Origin of the sequence: Occallatibacter gabretensis (genome assembly GCF_001449115.1) — a bacterium.
Taxonomy (GTDB): domain Bacteria; phylum Acidobacteriota; class Terriglobia; order Terriglobales; family Acidobacteriaceae; genus Telmatobacter; species Telmatobacter gabretensis.
Genome location: NZ_LAIJ01000002.1, coordinates 48272 through 64903, shown reverse-complemented (window position 1 = coordinate 64903; position 16632 = coordinate 48272). Strand labels below are relative to the sequence as shown.

The window sequence follows — 16632 nt, the reverse complement described above, 5'->3', positions numbered from 1 at the left end:
TCGCTTAGAGCCCCAGTTCCGCAGCGGCAAGAGCCGTTCCCTCCACACGCGCGCGAATCTTGGCAAAAGCAATATCCCGCGCAGTCGATGTGTCGTCCGTGAAAGGCGAAAAGCCGCAGTCATCCGTTGTCCCAAGCCGCTCCGGAGCAAGAATCGACGCAGCTTCGAGGACTCGATCGCGCACCTCTTCCGCGGTCTCAACGCGAGGAGATATCGGATCGATCACGCCCACAAAAATTTTGTGGCTCTTGTCTGCCAGTTCGGCAATCATGCGCAACACACGTGGGCGATCAGCCTCGCTGGCCAGTTGCAGATAAAAACGTCCCGCATGCATCGCAAACAACGAAGGCAGCAGGCCGGCATAGTCCACATCCGCCGAGTGCGTGGAATCATGATCTCCTCCGGGGCAGACATGCACGCCAATCCGCGCACGCTCCGTATCGTTGAATCGATCAAGCACCCGGTTGTTGAGATCCACAAAGCTGCGCAGCAGTCCGCCGCTCGGATCAAGCTTGAGCGAAAGTCGCCCCTCGGTAAAGTCAATCTGCACCGTCTCCGCTCCGGCATAAAATGCGGAGACGATATCGGAAACCGCTTCGTTGATTAGATCTTCAACGAACGCTTCCCGCGAGTAACCCGCGATCCCGTCAGCGGGATACAGCAGGCTCAGTGCTGAGGCCGAAATCACAGCCTGCTTCATCGGCCGCGTAGCCAGCGGCTTGGCGCGTTGTAAATACTCGCCTGCGAACTTGCCGTAACGAAACGGTCCTTGCGCAAGCCGGGGCAACTGGCGCGTGTGGCCGTCCTTGAAGGGAATCACAGCGCCATCTGGTGCGAGATTAGTCAGACCCTCAAGCGGATAGGTTGCGAAGCTCGATTTTCTCTGCTCCCCATCGGTGATGACCGGCGAACCAGTCGATTCAAAGCGGCGAAGTGTGTCGCGCACCGCATCTTCATAGGCCGTTTCAAGTTCGGCGGCGGAGACGCGGCCTGCCGCGTGGGCTTGAATCGATTGCAGGAGTTCGGGCGAACGGGGAATGCTGCCAATGGGTTCCGTAGGAATGCTCATGGCCGCAAGTCTAGATTGCCAATCGCGGGAGACCATCCACCAAACGATGGAGAGAGCGTTGCCGAGTCCTCGTGCCTACTCGCAGAAGACGCGCACCTTGGCCTTGTTGCCTTCCGCGCCGTTCATCTCTACGGTCAGGTCTTCAAGGTGATCTACCAACTCTTCGAGATTTTCAGGTTTGATCTGCGAGAGCGTGAGCGGAACGCCGTGGCGGCTAAGAGCTTCGTCAAACTGGTTGTGAGCCTGTTGAGGAATCAGCGCGGCAAGGCGCACGCCGGCGCGCAGAAGCTGCATCGGTACGCGGACGTTGACCGTGCTCAGGCCCTTCTTTCCAGTCCTGGACTCGTCGGCCTCAACCAGCACGCGCAGATATTTGGCGCGCGTTTTGATGGTGGCGGCGGGCGCTGCGGTGGCTCCGCCAATGGTGCCGGCGTATTCGCCAACCGGAACGCTTGTATGTTCAGGTTCAATGGCGGTGAGAAGCTTTTCCGCCTGCTCGGCGGTAATCTTCCCGGCGGCCAGCATCTCCAGAATCTGTCTGCGATGTTCGTTCATAAAGTTCCTCCTGCTATGCGGCAAAGAATGAAAGTACGTGCTGCAGGTGCGTGAGCGCCTGGGGCAATTGTGTCGCTGTCCACTGCGAAACGGTTGTAACAGCCGGCCAGAACTGCACCAGCACCGCAGCGACCAGAGCGGTAAAAATCCAACGGTTCTCGCTGCGCGCGAGCCGTTCTTCGCGGCTAGCCGCAAGCCATCGCTCGGCCTCGGTGGAGCTCATGCGGCCGGCGGCCACAAGCGATAAAAGAGTGCGTACATACTGATTCATAACGACGACTCCTACAGAATGCTGACAGTCACGTGGCTGCCATTCGAGGCAACGCGGACATCGGTGCCGCGCAGGCCGGCAAGCAGCCCCCAAAAGGTGGCGACGGCGGAGAAGAAATCGATGCCCCCGGCTATGCAGCAGGCCAGAAGGACAAGCAGGATCAGCGGCGAGAGCAACAGGATGGGAATCCAGAGAAGAAAGAGCGGAATCCAGAGACGGAAGCCGCGCCAGTGCGGGCTTTGAATTCTGACGATGGCGGCGGTTGGAATCATTGCACTCCCTCCAGAGCCTGAATGGCCTCGTCCGGCGAGATCTCGCCGCGGTTGAGCCGATCGAGAACATCCGACCGAACCTCTGTCCGGGCGGGGGCGGGGTTATTGTCGACAAATTCGAGCTGGCCGGCGATGCGGGTCAGACGAGCCTTGATGGTTGGGTAGCTTTGGCCGAAGACCTGTTCCATCTCCTTGATGGAGCCGTGAGAGCGGAGGAAGGCGACGATGAAGACCTGATCCTCCAGGCTAAGCCGGGCAAGCTGGGGAAGGGTGAATGCCCCTTCCACCGCGATTCCCTTCTCCGGGATGCGGACGCGCTCGACGACTAGCGAGCTGCCCTGGGCGATGCGGAGGAGTTCCTGCCATTCGGCGATCGTTTTGTCATGGATAGTCATAAAGTTTCCTGCTTGACAAGAGAACTTTAGTTAACTTTCGTGAGAATTACAAGTTATATTTTTAACTTTATTTATTTTTTCTACTCACTAAATCAAGTTTTAGTTCAATCAGAGGCGAAAAATTGCTGCTGAGGCTACCCAGTATGCGATTCAGACGGGGTACAGAATTAAAGATTTACAGAATCTGTACCGGGGAAAAATCGTGTATTTTGCGGTCGACATCGATTCTAAGTTATTTATTTATTGGTATTTGCGGATCATTTTTGACTGAAAAAAGGGTGCGAAAATGCGGTCAAAATGCGGCGAAATTGCACTTTTTGACTCCAATTCGTGCAGAAATACGAAGGCCCGGTCTTGAGGGCCGGGCCTTTTTTGATTCCAGGACGAGTATGGCATAGATGGCGGTAATTTTGTGCAAACTATCTGAAAGAGATTTTGTGCACGGAAGTCAGTGCGATGATCCGATTCCGAATACCCCATGCTACGGAACGCTGAAGGGGCGCAGGCCATCTGTCGGGAAGAGGCCGGTAGGCGAGGTTACCGTGGGAGACTGCGCACGGAAGAGGTAGTGGACGGAGAAGCCCGCTGACACGGCGTTGTAGTTGGAAGTATTGTTTGCGCTGAGGAAGCCACCGACGAACCAGTGGGCACCGAGTTGATGCGCGATGGCGGCGCGGAGACTGTAGTTTGCGCCCACCGTGGTGAGGGCCGGCAGCGCTGCATTGTTCAGAAAGACTTCAAGCGGCTTTTGCTCAGCGAGCGGGAAGAGCGGGGTCTTGTCTTCCTGGAAGGCCTGAATGCCAACGCCGCCGTTGATCTCATAGTGCAAGCGCGTACCGGCGTGGCCGGTCCAGGCAAAGGGAATGGTGGCCAGGAAGTAGAACTGGGGGCTGAAGTAGCCGCCCATGCCATAGGTGTAGGCGGACTCGTTGTGCGCGTAGTGCATGCCGAAGAAGTTGGCTCCGAGAGTAAGCGAGCCGTACTCCGGCAGCGTGTAGACGCGCCAGTAAGCGCCGCCTGTGCCGTCAAAGCGGGTATTGGTCTCAGTGTGGTAGCCGTTGAGGTACTGTCCGCCGAGGCTGACGTAGTAACCGGAGAGCGCATCCCCCTTGGAGAACTGCACATTGCCCTGGTTGGCCATGACCGCGCCCCAGATTGCTCCGGGATTGGTGAGCGATCCCGGCGGATTTCGAAGACCGCCGTAGGAGAGCTGGGTTTCCTTGACCGAATCGCGGCTGGCGGTAATGGTGAACGGGCCACCGTCGGGTTTCCACTGACCGCGAGCGGTCCAGTTGCTGACCAGGAAGCCGTACGGAGAATAGCCGGCGGCGAGGGCGAGATGCGGGAAGGCTAGCTGCACTTCGCCACCGATGCCGGATGCGTTCTGTTGTGGCGGCGGAGTGCCGGTGACGCCGGTAGTTCCATTGGCTCCGGTGTTGGTGTCAGTACCGAGCGGCTCAGGGATGTTGACCAGCTGAAAACTGGAAGAGACGGACTCAACTACCTGGATCTGGGCGGAGCCATCGGCCTGGCCAGAGTCGAGGAAGACGGGCTTGGCGATGAAGGTGAGGCGGCCGTTGTTACCGAAGGGCATGGAGGCCTCAAAAGGCGCCTCAAGAGCAGTGAGACGGTCGTAGCCTAGATTGCCGCTGCGGTAGTTGACCAGGCCGGCGCCGCCGAGCCAGGCGGAGTAGCTGCTTTCGAGGGACTGGAGCTGCTTTTCAACCTCGGTGCGCGGGTCAATGGGCTGGGGCTGGCGTTGGACGCGGACCCAGGGTCCGCGGAGTGGCGGAAGGTTCTGCTGCTGGAGCTCCTGATCGCTGACGCCGGACTCGGCAGACTGCTGCGCCGGAGCCTGGGCAGGAGCCTGCGGCTGAGTTTCAGCGGGTACTGTGGCGAGCGTGGGAACGGTCTGCGTGGCCTGCGGCGGTGCTGTAGCAGCGGCTTTCTTAAGCTTCTTCTTTTTTGACACCGCGGGCTGCTGTGCGGGCTCAGTTGTTGCGGGAGTGGGCTTCTGAGTCTGGGCTTGTTGCGGGGCAGAGTATGCGCCGGTGGCCGCATCCTTCGCCGAGGGCGTGAACTGGACAGGCTCCATGGAGGCGGAACTGGTGGCTACGGCATCCTGCGTAACGGGTTGCGCATTCGGACGGACGGGAAGAGGAACGGATGGAAGCGTGAGAGGCACGTTTTCGATGGGGCGGATGGGCGATTCAATCAGGGCGTCTATCTGGGCCACGGAGGTGGTCTGCGGCATCTTCAACCGCTCGGCTGCCTGCTGCTCAGGATCAGAGAGCTTGAGACCGGTCTGGAGATCGTAGTCACGCGGAGTGGGGCCCATGGCTTGCGGATGCTGCGGGATGAGCGGCGTGGTGGGTTGCTGATTTGGCGGCGCGGTCTGGCCGGGGAGATAGAGAGGCTGTTGCGAGGGCTGGGCTGGAGCGGTTGGGGATGGCTGGACTGGAGTCTGGAAAGGAGTCATAGCCGGCGATGAGGGCGTGTATGTCTGGCGGGAGGATGGCGGCGTCGACTGGCCCTGATACGTGGAAGGCGCAGGCAGAGAGGAGTCGGCGGATTTGTGATGGCGTTTGGTAGCAGGCGGTGTCGTTGTGTCGGGCGCGATTGCCGCGGGTTGTGATTGCGTCTGCGTGGATGCAGCGGGAGCCGGGATCTGCGTCACGAGCGGCACGGAAGCCTGATACGCCGAGTCAGGAAGGACGACGGGGGCTTTGCCGAGGTAGGGATCGGGACCATAGGAGGGCAGCGGTGGAAGCTGGACGGTTTTAGCGAATGGCTCGTCGTCGGGATTGAGCAGACGGGCGAGATCCGTGGCGGTATAGGCTTTGCGTGGCTTGGTGTCGGCGTCGGGATAGGCCAGCTCGTGGGCCAGACGATCTGTGGGCGAGCCGGGTGGAAGCGAGGCGAGAGCGGCGCGCCAGTAGTCGGCGGCGCGCTGGTTATCTCCGCGAGCCTGCTCAAAGCGGGCTGCCGCGCCGAGAACTCGGTAGTCGTTGGGATAACGCTCGAGGGCTTGACGCAGCCATGCCTCGGCCTGGGATTTGTCTCCGGCGGCGAGGGCGGCAGAGATGGCTCCCTGGAAGTCGGCGGCGCTGGCGTCGTCGTTGGACAGGGATTTGAAGATGGCGAGCGAGGCTCTGGCCTCTCCGATGCGGAGGTAGCCGCCGGCGAGGACGCGCTTGACGGTGATGTTGTCCGGGAAGGCGGCAGATGCGGCTTCAAGAATTTCGACGGCGCGCTCGTTGTTACCGGCGTCAAAGGCGGTTCCGGCGCGCTGGGTGCTCCAGCTGGCCCAGATGGTCTGGACCTGTTCGCGCTGCGCGACGGTGAGGTCTGCGCGGCCGCCGAGGCGCATGAGCGCGGGGTAAAGGGCGCGCTCGTTCTTTGTGTTGTAAAGGACCCAGGCGTTCTGAATAGCGAGGTCGACGGGCATGGGCTGGCCGAGCTTTGCGTAGTACGCGGAAAGGCGGTTCATGGCCTGGGTAGCGCGGACGGCGTCTCCGGCGGTGGCGTAGAGGCTGGCTTCGCTCTGCACGAACTGCGGGTCCAGCTCAAGCTGCGCGCGCACGGCGGGAGGAATGTAGGCGATCTGCTGGAGAGCCTCGTTGGCGTGATTGGTCTGCTGCAGCGCGGCGATGAGACCCTTCCATGCTTCTGCGCGATCCGGGTGGGCGAGGAGAATCTGACGATAGATGCCGTAAGCCTGATCGGTGTTATTGCGCTGCAGATAGATGGCGGCGAGCTGCAGTTGCAGCTGAATGCTGAGCGGCGCGCCGGATACGGCCTGGAGCTTGCCTGCGCGCTCGATGAGCTGCTGCGCAATGTCATAGCGGCCAGACTGCTGGTAGATGGAGCCGAGCATGGAGAGGAAGTTCGCGTCGTTGAGCGCCTGCTCGTAGATGGTGGGCGGCATCTTCTCAACGTCAGCGATAGCGGTCTCATCCTGCCCCATGGTGTGATGCGCGCTGACAAGGCCCATCCATGCATTGAGGTTGGTGGCGTCATCCTGAAGTATCTGTGTATAGAGAGTGGCCGCCTGGCTGTAGCGTCTGGCCTCCATGAGGATGGCGGCGTATTGCAAACGAGTGTCAGCCTTGAGATCTGCGCCCTGTGCCGGGAATGGCAGCGAGAGAGCCTGGGCGAGGACGCGCTCGGCATCCGCGGGACGGCCCGAAGCGTTATAGAGCACGGCAAGAGTACGGAGGTAGTCTGGGTCGCGATCGAGCCAGGCTTTTACGGCTGGCGGAAACTGACCGGCAAGAGCGAGCGCTTTGTCGTTCTGACCATCGCGGGCATAGGAGAGAAAGAGTCCGCGCCAGGCGTCTGCGTTTCCGGCCTGGTTTTTGGGCTGGTCTTTGAGCAGGCTGGAGTAGACTTCGGCGGCCTGCGCGTACTGCTGCTCTTTCATGTAGAGGCCGGCGAGGCCGTTGAGGGCTTCGGGACTGCCGGGGCGCATGGCGAGCGCCTGCTTGTATTTGGAAGCGGCAAGCTCGGGCTGATTTTCGTCGACGGCCTGCGAGGCCTCACCCATGGTGAACCAGAAGCGCGAAGTAGTGAGGGCGTCGACAACGGATTTGTCGCGGAAGCCGCTCTGCTCGGCCTGCGTGAGGTAGCTGACGGCGCCGCCGAAGTTGTTCTGCTGCATGCGCAGGAAGCCCATGCCGGCAGCGGCGCGGCCGTTTTTGGGATCCTTCTGGAGCAAGGCGGTGAAGCGCTGTTCGGCTTCCGCGAGCTTTTTGGCGTTGAGCGCGGCGAAGGCTGCGCGCTCTTCGGGAGTGCGGGCGATGCCAGAGTTCATCTGAGCCAGCTTCTGCTCGGCGTCTTTGAGCTTGGCTGCCAGCTCGGTGTCGTTCGGATGCGTCTTGAGGTAGTCGTGCAGCTGTCCGGCGGAGTTGGGATTGTCTGACTCCCAGACAAGCGCCTGGCGGAGCGCTTCTGCGGCATCGGGGTCGGACTGGCGGGTCATGAGGATGCGGACGCCTTCGGCACGCGTTCCGGGATCGTAGGTGAGCATTTTGCCTAGAGCGATGGCGTAGCGGGGATCGCCGGGATTGCGCTGCATAAGGCCGCGCATGCCGGAGATGGCCGGCTGCTTGCCGGCGGTGGCGCCGTAGAGGGTTTGATAGTAGGCCATGGCGATGTCGCCGTCGGGTGGATGATCGCCATAGAGAGCGCGATAGACGCGCATGGAGTCATCGTTCTTCCCTGCCCTGGCAAGATCGCCGGCCTGGCGAAGCTGATCGCCCTGCGCGCGAACGCTGGAGAGCGCCTGGATTTTAGCGATATTGGGATCGTTGGGATAGGCGGCGCGGAGGCGGTCGAGTGCGGCGTTCGCCTCGTCGGTTTGGCCGAGGAGCTTGTAGTCGCGGGCCACACCGGCAAGGGCTTCCGCGTTCTTTGCATCGGAGAAGAGGACCTGCTGCCAGACCTGCACGGCCATGTCGGGGCGGCCGCGGCCTTCAAGTGCGTGAGCATTACTGATGAGCGTCTGGCGTGTCTTTTCCGGGCCTGTGACCGGTGCAGTACGCTGCGCCGCGGCGAAAGATATTGCGAACAACCACACCACGCAGAGCCATGCGGAAAGAAGGCGAAGGCCGATTGCCGGATTGCGCCGAAGTGTCATCAATATGTCCACTGTACCTTTAATTCGCCCTCCGGGCCGAAGCTGAACTTACTCTGATCAAATCCGGAGGCAAAGAGAATCAGGTTCTGATCGTAATACGCCGGGTCCTTGCCGTAGAGGCCGGTGGCCGGGTTCAACTGCGCGTCAATTCGCTGCTTCTGCTGCGCAGCAGACTTGCTCGCTTGCGGCAGTGCACGAAGATACGGTAACACCGCAGCGGAAAAGCCTATTGGTCCATCTTGAAGGATCGGAATGCCTTCGTCACTTACCTTTTCAGGCGGGGCACCATGATCAGCAAGATAACTCGCCATGGAGGGAACGGCGGCTAGCAACTGTGAGCGCATTGGTCCGGCAGGGTTTTCCATGCCTGCCCAGAGATAGACGCGAATGGCATCGTAGCCTCCGACTGCGGGCGGCGTGGGTTTGGTGGGGTCCGACGGCGCGGGACCGGAGGCTGGCTTGAATCCTGTGCCCGGTGTGTAGGTGACCCAATCCATGATGTATCCACTACGCGTGCTCTGCTTGAGGAAGCGGGGGGTGTTGGCGGCGATTGCGGGCCAGGGACCTGTGGGATCGACGACGGCAAAGCGCGCGAAGAGGAAGTGCGGCACGTAGCTTGGGTTGAGCGTGTAGGCCTGGCCGTGGATGAAGCTATCGCTGAGGCCGGGCATGAGCATGAGGCCAAAACCGGACAGATCTTCGACTTCGGCGTTGGCAATCTGGCCCAACATGGCCTGGCCAAGATGGGTGTACTGGTCGTTCTTCCAGAGCCGGCCGGCCTCGATGAGTGAGTAGGCAATCCAGCAGTCGGAATCCGCCGCTTGACCTTTATCGAGGAGCTTCCATTTTCCATCCGGCGCCTTACCCCACATCCAGCCGGGCAGGTGCGTGCTGAGATCGCCGGCAGCGAGGTTGGCTTGCGTCCATTTGAGCAGCAGGTCAAAGCGCGCGCGGTCATTGTTGATCAGCGCGAAGAAGAGCGCATAACTCTGGCCTTCCGATGTAGTGATGTCGCCGCGCATGGGATCAACAACACGGCCGTCGGCGCTGATAAATCGCCCGGCGTACTTTTCCCAGAGTGGCCAGGACTGCACGGCGGCGGATCTGCAGCCGTCGGCAGCCATCAGGAAAGGCAATATTGACAGCAGAATCCGAAGCCGCGACCGCGTCCACCACGCACTCATCGATCTGATTCTCCGCTAAGGGATTGCAGCTCTGGCCCGTTGGATGCCATGGAAAGCACAAGTGTAGGGTATCTGCCCCGGCTTTCCAAATACTGCGTTTTAACAGACCGACTTCTGCCAGCCGTAACAGATGCTTCGGACTAACCCATCTTCAAACGCCGGCGCGCGTGGTGACCCAGCCATTGCCTGACCCAGATCTCCATCAGGAACGCGAAGATCAGCACGATGAGGAAATTTAGCTTCGATTCTCAAGAATTCGAAATGATTTTTCCTAATTCGCAACCTATGTGCGTAAGCGAGCCAAAGCGGGCAGAGGGGGTGAAAATAGAGCACTGCCTGTGTTAGTTTAGAGATAATCGTAGTGTAACGAGCTCGTAGCTCAGTCGGTAGAGCAACGCACTTTTAATGCGTGGGTCCTGGGTTCGATTCCCAGCGAGCTCACCACAGCATTCAGCCCAATCCCACAACTTCAGACCAGGGATCTCTCATCGAAGCGACCGCACGTTCTGCGTGCAGTCGCGGTGAGTAGCACTGTTGATGGTCGCGGCGGGCATTTCTTCCCTTCCCGCTTTATTCTCTCGGCCAGAAATGGACTTCTGAGCAGTTGCGCAGCCGGTCGGCAGCGGCTTCGGGAGTGATGTCGCGCTGCGGCATTCCGAGCATTTCAAAACCCACCATGAATTTACGTACCGTGGCGGAGCGCAGCAGGGGCGGATAAAAGTGAATGTGGAAGTGCCACTCGGGATGGTTTTGACCATCTGTGGGCGACTGATGCAGGCCCATCGTATAGGGAAAGAGCGTTTCGAAGAGGTTGTCGTAGCGCGTGGTGGTGCGCTTGAGGATGTCGGCCAGGGCATCGCGTTCCTCTGAGGTGAGTTCCGGCAGCGCGCCCAGGTGGCGGCGGCTGAGGATCATGACCTCAAAGGGCCAGACGGCCCACCAGGGAACGAGGGCGAGGAAGTGATCGTTCTCAAAGAGAATGCGCTCGCCTGCGGCGCGCTCGGCTTCGACGTATTGGCAGAGCAGGCACTGGCCGGTTTTATGAAGGTGTTCGCGTTGCGCTTCGGTTTCAAGCGCTGGTTCATCGGGGACAAAACCTGTGGCCCAGATCTGGCCATGGGGATGCGGGTTGCTGGCTCCCATCATGGCGCCGCGATTTTCAAAGATCTGAACGTACTGAATCCAGCCGAGCGCGCTGAGTTCTTCGTACTGCTGCGTCCAGCCGTCGATAACCGGACGAATCTCTTCGCGCGTCATGCGGGCGAGGGTGAGGCTGTGATCGGGATGGAAGCAGAGAACCTTGCAGAGACCGCGCACGGCTTCGCCAGTGAGCAGCGAGCCAGGGGCTGATGGAGTTTCGGTTGAGGGCAACTCAGGCAGAAGTGCGGCGTAATCGTTTACAAAGGCGAAGACGCTTTTGTAGTCGGGGTTCACGGCTCCGCCGGCACGCGGATTTCCGGGGCAGAGATAGCACTGCGGATCGTGGTGAATTGCCGCGGGAAGCGTTTTTTCCGCGACCTCGCCTTGCCAGGGTCGCTGTGTGCGATGCGGCGAGACCATGACCCAGGATTTGCGAAGCGGATTCCAGCGCCGATGCGGGTATTGCCAGTTGTTCGACATTCTTGCCCCCGCGACAATTTTATCCGTGCGGGGGCATTGCGCATCAGATGAGTTTATTTGTTCCTGACAGTGAAGCTGTAGACAACGCCGTAGGAAAAGATGGGGTAAATGGTCGCTTCGCTGAGCGAGCGACGCCAGCGGGCTACTGCAGACTGAAGAGACTGTTGAAAGGCCGCGCCGACTGGATTGGTAGTATCGCCTACATCGCTGCACGTGGCTGGGGTTTCCGCAGCGGTAAGACAGGCTGTTCCGGAGACGTTGATGTTGAGTGATGGCGCGCCCATAAAGACGACCCCAAACTCCGATGGAAAGGACCAGTGGCGACCGGAGCGTGGAACGAAACGCCCGAAGCCGAAGCTGGCAGTAAAGGCCGGCTCATTGGTATGCAAGCCGACGACGCCGCTGCCGCCCACCGGATCTGAGTTCGACGAATAGTATGTCTGACCATCGAGCGTGAAGCTTGTTCCCGGCTGCTCAATTCCCTTTGCACTGATCTGATTTCCATTCCAGAGCAGCGCGCCGGCGCTGAGCCGCCAGATGCTGTTGCGCGGATAAAAATCGACCGCGGTCTGCAGCGAGGCGAGACGAAGGGTTCCAGTGGCTTTGGTTCCGTCTACGTCAAAATTGGGTGTGGTAAAGCTGAGGAAATTTCCCATCACCCGTGCATCGATGGTTCGCGTCAGGATGACCGCGCCCTTGATGCCGATACCGAGCGGTGAAATATCGGCGCCGATGCCGACGCGGGAAAGCGGCCCCCAGTGCTCCTCGCCTTGCCACGGAGCGCGATATTTTTCACCGCGCATGAGCGGAGGCGGATTCGGAGCGGGTACCGGGTAGGGGTTTTGATCCACCGGCGCTGCAGGTGACGGAGCAGCGGGCAACGGCTGCTGCGAAGTGCTGTCGATAGGAGGCTGCGGCTGTGTCGCGGGATTATCCGGCGCGGGTTGAGGCACAGGCGGCTGAGGATTGTCAGGCGAAGGCTTTTGCGGAGGCGCGGGCTGGGCTGGCGGTGGAGCGTCCTGTGCGAACGCTATGCTGCACGGAAATGCAAGTATTACTACGCACCAGAGAATAAACAGAGGCGCCAGACGGGAAAATTTCATGCACAGTCTCCATGGGCGCAGGAATTTTAAGGCATGAAATTCCGACGCCTGCAATTACACCGTGATTTAGAAGTACAAAAAAACCTACACACTGCGCCGGCATAGGCGAAGGGTCCGCCGCTGCCGTGATTTATCTATCGGCTCAAGAGCCGTTGTTGTTGGACTGATTTCAGTCCATTTGGCGCGCAAGATGTGCCGGCCTGTTGATTCAGGCAAGCACAGCTATGCTGTGGGTTTCTCTGGGGCTGGCATGGATGCCAGAAATAAACGCGCAAATTCTGCGCTATATGTGTCAACTAGTTCTTCCACCCGATCGGGTTCCTGTGAACGTACTATAAGCCCGGCGTGGTGGTGCTTTTTCATACGATGAACAATCTCCGGCGCGTTAAAGGCGCTTGTATCCGGATGTGATGTCTGCGCGAGGCAGAGAACACTACCGGCATACTCTGCATAATGCGCCGGGGGGTGATACGGGTTGCCTCGCAGCTGTTCGATTTCGATACGCGCCCACTCACGCCAGAGATTGACGCCTGTGGCGCTCGCGACTAAATCGGCAATAAAAGCTCCGCCGACGCGGGCGGCAACCTCGAGAAAATAGAAGCGCCCATCGGCGTGCGCTTTGATGTATTCGCCGTGCGTGACGCCTCGAACCATGCCGAGCGCGGGCACGAGACGCGCATTGAGGTCCGTCAGCTCCCGCCAGTCGCTACTGCCCCGGTCTACCGTGCGCGTGCTAAAGACACCGCCTTCATGCATGACCTGCATGGGCGGCTTGCCGTATTTGTGCGCAGCGGCGAAGACGATCTGGCGATCGCTGATGATGGAGTCGACGTGAAAGATCTCGCCGGGGACAAAGCGCTCGAGAACGAAGTGGCTTTGCTCGTCGCCAAGCTCGTCGAGCGCGCGCCAGAGCTGTTCCTCTTCCGCAATTTTGCGGATGCCGATGGCGGAGGCATTGGCGCGGGGCTTGAGCAGCCACGGTGCGGGAACGGTGGCCACGTAGCCACGCAGTTCGTCGTAGTTGATGACACGGGTAAATTCCGGGACAAGAAAGCCGGCTTCGCGGGCGCGCGTACGCATGGCGAGCTTGTCGCGAAAGGCATTGGCAAGTGTGATGCCCATGCCGGCAATTTGCATATGTTCGCGGAGATGCGCGCCCAGCTCCTGATCGAATTCATCGAGAGCGACAATGCGGTTAAAGTTGCGTCCGCGCGCCATCCAGCAAACGGTATTGGTGACCTGCTCTTTGGTCAGCCCCTCGGGCATGGTGGCCAGCTCTTCGAGAGCTTCGCGCGGCCAATCGCCATCGCGATGTTTTTCGAGCGTAAGCAGAGTGGTCTTTACGCCCATATCGGCGCACTGGAGCAGAAAGTCCTGCCCCTTCTCATATGTCGAAATACAGAGAATCCGATCTGCGTTATCGCTCATTGCGCCTTTCCCGGCATCGACCCGCGGATGAGATAGTTCTACCATAGACAATGCACTTCAAAAGTCTGATCAAAAATGAACAAGCGGGATGAAGCATTGAATTTTTCCGTAGCGCAAGTGATTACTATGCAGGACGAGCTGATCGCGATCTGGCACATGGCGCCGGATGCGGCTTTGTCGCTGGGAGATAAAATCGGGCAGCTCATTGGAGATCAGCATCGCGCGAACTTTGATCTGTGGCATACAGAGGACGAGGCGCGCACGCCAGGTGCGACTGACGCGCAGATTGCCGATGTGAAGCGGCGCATCGATACGACGAATCAGAAGCGAAACGATCTGTCCGAGCAGATCGATGCGTTTCTGCTGGAGGTTCTTGCCGAGCATGGGTTACCCGCGGAGAACGCTCCGCTGAATTCGGAGTCTCCGGGGCTGATGATTGACCGGCTTTCAATTCTGGCTCTGAAGATCTATCACACACGCGAAGAGTCTGAACGCACGGATGCACCGAACGGTCACGTGGAGCGGAATGTGGCTCGGCTTATGATTCTGGAAGACCAGCGGGCGGACCTGGCCTTGTGCCTGGACGCTCTGTGGAAGGAGACCATGGCAGGTACGCGGCGCTTCAAACTTTACCGGCAGCTGAAGATGTATAACGATCCCAGTCTCAATCCTGCGATTTACACCAAGCGCGTATAACGTACGCAGGGTATATTGAAGGCGCAGAGTGCCTGTCTTGACTCGTCGCGGCATTCTGCGTATAAAAGGTGGCTGAGCAAAGGACAACCAGGCAAGGACGCCCTTATGCCGCATTCGAATACGCGGCGCGTGGCTGGAGTGCCTCTCGAATCGGATAAAAACGAATGACGCAACAGGCCAGAAATGTTGTAGCAAGCCGCAAAAAAACTTCCGCGGAGCCTGCGAAATCGCAAGCGGCCAAAACAGCCGCGAATAACGCTGCCTATCAGCACTACCAGGCTGCCGTACAACTGGTGCAGCAGGGCAAGTATGAGAAGGCGCTTTCCGCTCTGCAAAAACTTCAGCCCGAGGCTCCGCACGAGATTGCAGAGCGCATTCGCATGTACATTGCCACCTGTCACCGGCAGCTGGAGCATGCGCGGATTACCTTTCAATCGGCGGAAGAACGGTACAACTATGCCGTGCTACAGCTGAACAACGGGCTGTACGAGGATGCGCGGGAGCACTTTCAGGGTGTGCTGGGCGATGTGCCGAAGGCAGACTATGCCTGGTACGGGCTGGCATTGCTGGAATGCATCACGAATCATCCGGAAGAGTGTCTGACGGCGCTGGAGAAGGCGATCCGCTTGAATTCGCGCAACCGCCTGCAGGCCAGGACGGACAATGATTTTCAGGCCATGGCAGACGATCCCCGCTTTACCGAGCTGCTCTACCCTGAGCCGTAGGGACCACGACGAGTCCCTGGAGAAACTTTTGCCAGTAGTTTCCTCTGTTGAAGAGATTCCCTCCGCCACGCGCCCCCTGCGCGTGGTTGCCATTGGCGGAGGCACAGGCCTCTCCACGCTGCTGCGCGGCCTTTGCAGCCATGTAACTTCGCCGGGCACGAGTGAGCCGGGACAGATTTCGGACCTGGCCGCCGTGGTGACGGTGACGGACGATGGAGGCTCCTCCGGGCGGCTTCGCAAAGACTTCAACATGCTTCCGCCGGGCGACCTGCGCAACTGCATGGTGGCGCTGAGCGAGGAGCACGACCTGCTGGCCAAGCTCTTCGATTATCGCTTTCGCTCTGGGACGAGCCTGGAAGGCCATAGCTTCGGAAATCTCTTTGTGGCCGCGCTGACGGACATCACCGGCGACTTCGGGCAGGCGATTCAGCTGGCCTCGAAGATTCTTGCCACGCGAGGCAAGATTTATCCCGTGACTACGGCGAATGCGACGCTGATTGCGCGCATGGATGACGGCTCCCTGGTGCGCGGCGAAACGAATATCACGGCAAGCAAGAGGCGCATTGAAGAGCTGATGCTGGAGCCGCCGGATGCCGCGGCGTTGCCGGAGACGCTGGAAGCAATTGCTCACGCGGACCTGATTACGGTGGGGCCGGGATCGCTCTATACTTCGCTCATTACCAACCTGCTGGTACAGGGGATTCCAACAGCGCTGGCATCGGCACGCGGTTTGCGTGTGTTTGTCTGCAACCTGATGACGCAGGCCAATGAGAGCCTGGGGCTCACGGCTTCACAGCATATTGAGCGCATCTACGAGCACACACGTGCGTCGATCTTTGATTATGCGCTGGTGAATGTCAGGCCATTTACGCCGGAGACGCTGGCCCGCTATGCGGCAGAAGGCGCTTCTCCGATTGAGGCAGATATTGAACGCGTCGAGGCGCTCGGTGTGAAGTGCATTGCCGGGGACTTCGCCACCGAAGAGACCTTTGTGCGCCACTCGGCATCGCGTGTCACGGGCGCATTGCTGGCGCTGGGACGGACTGCGCTGGTGCGGCAAAGCTAAGAATCTCTCCGCTGCTCGCGTAGAGTGGAAGCGCGCCGGCATCCCTTCTTCTGCTTGCCTGCCGCGCACACCCTGAGACAACAGGAGAATATTCATGCGTTCGATTCGAATTTCGGTGCTTCTGTGTTGCTGCCTTGCCGCTGCTATTGCTCTGGCGCAGGGCAGCAGAAAGCCCGGACTGTGGGAGATGACCACCTCGACAACCTGGCAGCAGCCGCCCATGCCTCCCGGCATGACCGCACCGGCTGGCTCTGCCTTCAGCGGTGCTCCGCACACCACGCAGATCTGCCTGACGCAGGCAATGATCGACAAATATGGCGCGCCCATGCCGCAATCGCATGGAGATTGCCAGGTTTCCAATGTGTCGATAGCCTCCGGCAGCATGTCTGCGGACTGGGTCTGCTCCGGCCAGATGAGCGGTAAAGGAACCATCGAGTCACATTGGACCGAAGACGGTCACGCCACTGGCAAGGTGCACTTTACCGGCACAATGCAGATGGGCTCCAGGTCCGCACCCATCGAATGGACTTCCGGTTCGACCTCTATGTACAAGGGGCCGGATTGCGGGAGCGTGAAACCGATGCCGATGCCGAACGGGAAGTAGGCGAAA

14 protein-coding genes and 1 tRNA gene are annotated in these 16632 nt (G+C 59.7%); 5 read left to right on the top strand and 10 right to left on the bottom strand.

The genetic code is table 11. The annotated features are described in order from the left end of the window. Positions 1 to 4 precede the first annotated feature (4 nt). The 7 genes from VO84_RS02060 to bcsZ all read right to left on the bottom strand — a co-directional run bounded on the left by VO84_RS02060 (position 5) and on the right by bcsZ (position 9384). Positions 5 to 1069 carry a cobalamin-independent methionine synthase II family protein gene (locus tag VO84_RS02060; RefSeq protein ID WP_058185632.1) on the bottom strand — a complete coding sequence of 355 codons (1065 nt, stop codon included), beginning with the start codon at positions 1067 to 1069 and terminating at the stop codon, positions 5 to 7. Positions 1070 to 1144: 75 nt separating this feature from the next. Then, positions 1145 to 1624, bottom strand: a complete 480-nt coding sequence (locus tag VO84_RS02055) for an SHOCT-like domain-containing protein (RefSeq protein ID WP_058185631.1) — start codon at positions 1622 to 1624, stop codon at positions 1145 to 1147. A gap of 13 nt (positions 1625 to 1637) precedes the next feature. Next, positions 1638 to 1895, bottom strand: a complete 258-nt coding sequence (locus VO84_RS02050) for a hypothetical protein (protein WP_058185630.1) — start codon at positions 1893 to 1895, stop codon at positions 1638 to 1640. An 11-nt stretch (positions 1896 to 1906) separates the two neighbouring features. Then, positions 1907 to 2167 carry a hypothetical protein gene (locus tag VO84_RS02045; protein WP_058185629.1) on the bottom strand — a complete coding sequence of 87 codons (261 nt, stop codon included), beginning with the start codon at positions 2165 to 2167 and terminating at the stop codon, positions 1907 to 1909. Continuing rightward, positions 2164 to 2562: a DUF2089 domain-containing protein gene (locus VO84_RS02040; protein WP_058185628.1), complete on the bottom strand. Its 399-nt coding sequence runs from the start codon at positions 2560 to 2562 to the stop codon at positions 2164 to 2166. Before VO84_RS02040 ends, VO84_RS02045 begins: the two co-directional genes overlap by 4 nt. 481 nt (positions 2563 to 3043) lie before the next feature. Then, positions 3044 to 8200: a cellulose synthase subunit BcsC-related outer membrane protein gene (locus VO84_RS02035; RefSeq protein ID WP_058185627.1), complete on the bottom strand. Its 5157-nt coding sequence runs from the start codon at positions 8198 to 8200 to the stop codon at positions 3044 to 3046. Then, positions 8200 to 9384: a cellulose synthase complex periplasmic endoglucanase BcsZ gene (gene bcsZ, locus VO84_RS02030; RefSeq protein WP_058185626.1), complete on the bottom strand. Its 1185-nt coding sequence runs from the start codon at positions 9382 to 9384 to the stop codon at positions 8200 to 8202. Before bcsZ ends, VO84_RS02035 begins: the two co-directional genes overlap by 1 nt. A 368-nt stretch (positions 9385 to 9752) precedes the next feature. Here bcsZ and VO84_RS02025 point away from each other — a divergent pair. Continuing rightward, positions 9753 to 9828 (top strand) — tRNA-Lys (locus VO84_RS02025). A 126-nt stretch (positions 9829 to 9954) separates the two neighbouring features. Here the strand turns inward: VO84_RS02025 and VO84_RS02020 are convergent. The 3 genes from VO84_RS02020 to VO84_RS02010 form a co-directional block, all read right to left on the bottom strand. Continuing rightward, complete coding sequence (locus VO84_RS02020; RefSeq protein WP_058185625.1) at positions 9955 to 11004, bottom strand: UDP-glucose--hexose-1-phosphate uridylyltransferase; 1050 nt, start codon at positions 11002 to 11004, stop codon at positions 9955 to 9957. Positions 11005 to 11057: 53 nt separating this feature from the next. Then, a complete protein-coding gene (locus VO84_RS02015; RefSeq protein ID WP_058185624.1) occupies positions 11058 to 12107 on the bottom strand; it encodes a hypothetical protein in 1050 nt (349 codons plus the stop codon). A 222-nt stretch (positions 12108 to 12329) separates the two neighbouring features. Next, complete coding sequence (locus tag VO84_RS02010) at positions 12330 to 13535, bottom strand: ATP-grasp domain-containing protein (protein WP_058185623.1); 1206 nt, start codon at positions 13533 to 13535, stop codon at positions 12330 to 12332. Between the two features lie 96 nt (positions 13536 to 13631). On the opposite strand from VO84_RS02010, the gene VO84_RS02005 reads away from it, so the two are divergent. The 4 genes from VO84_RS02005 (at position 13632) to VO84_RS01990 (ending at position 16626) form a co-directional block, all read left to right on the top strand. Beyond that, positions 13632 to 14231: a DUF4254 domain-containing protein gene (locus tag VO84_RS02005; protein WP_231737739.1), complete on the top strand. Its 600-nt coding sequence runs from the start codon at positions 13632 to 13634 to the stop codon at positions 14229 to 14231. Between the two features lie 164 nt (positions 14232 to 14395). Next, positions 14396 to 14956 carry a tetratricopeptide repeat protein gene (locus VO84_RS02000; RefSeq protein ID WP_058185621.1) on the top strand — a complete coding sequence of 187 codons (561 nt, stop codon included), beginning with the start codon at positions 14396 to 14398 and terminating at the stop codon, positions 14954 to 14956. A 28-nt stretch (positions 14957 to 14984) separates the two neighbouring features. Beyond that, positions 14985 to 16022, top strand: a complete 1038-nt coding sequence (locus VO84_RS01995) for a gluconeogenesis factor YvcK family protein (RefSeq protein ID WP_058185620.1) — start codon at positions 14985 to 14987, stop codon at positions 16020 to 16022. 94 nt (positions 16023 to 16116) lie between these two features. Continuing rightward, complete coding sequence (locus tag VO84_RS01990; RefSeq protein ID WP_058185619.1) at positions 16117 to 16626, top strand: DUF3617 domain-containing protein; 510 nt, start codon at positions 16117 to 16119, stop codon at positions 16624 to 16626. Positions 16627 to 16632: the final 6 nt, after the last annotated feature.

Bases quoted from the DNA above. Each gene is read 5' to 3' on its own strand.
- VO84_RS02060 (WP_058185632.1), bottom strand. From the start codon at position 1,069: ATGAGCATTCCTACGGAACCCATTGGCAGCATTCCCCGTTCGCCCGAA.
- VO84_RS02055 (WP_058185631.1), bottom strand. From the start codon at position 1,624: ATGAACGAACATCGCAGACAGATTCTGGAGATGCTGGCCGCCGGGAAG.
- VO84_RS02050 (WP_058185630.1), bottom strand. From the start codon at position 1,895: ATGAATCAGTATGTACGCACTCTTTTATCGCTTGTGGCCGCCGGCCGC.
- VO84_RS02045 (WP_058185629.1), bottom strand. From the start codon at position 2,167: ATGATTCCAACCGCCGCCATCGTCAGAATTCAAAGCCCGCACTGGCGC.
- VO84_RS02040 (WP_058185628.1), bottom strand. From the start codon at position 2,562: ATGACTATCCATGACAAAACGATCGCCGAATGGCAGGAACTCCTCCGC.
- VO84_RS02035 (WP_058185627.1), bottom strand. From the start codon at position 8,200: ATGACACTTCGGCGCAATCCGGCAATCGGCCTTCGCCTTCTTTCCGCA.
- bcsZ (WP_058185626.1), bottom strand. From the start codon at position 9,384: ATGAGTGCGTGGTGGACGCGGTCGCGGCTTCGGATTCTGCTGTCAATA.
- VO84_RS02020 (WP_058185625.1), bottom strand. From the start codon at position 11,004: ATGTCGAACAACTGGCAATACCCGCATCGGCGCTGGAATCCGCTTCGC.
- VO84_RS02015 (WP_058185624.1), bottom strand. From the start codon at position 12,107: ATGAAATTTTCCCGTCTGGCGCCTCTGTTTATTCTCTGGTGCGTAGTA.
- VO84_RS02010 (WP_058185623.1), bottom strand. From the start codon at position 13,535: ATGAGCGATAACGCAGATCGGATTCTCTGTATTTCGACATATGAGAAG.
- VO84_RS02000 (WP_058185621.1), top strand. From the start codon at position 14,396: ATGACGCAACAGGCCAGAAATGTTGTAGCAAGCCGCAAAAAAACTTCC.
- VO84_RS01990 (WP_058185619.1), top strand. From the start codon at position 16,117: ATGCGTTCGATTCGAATTTCGGTGCTTCTGTGTTGCTGCCTTGCCGCT.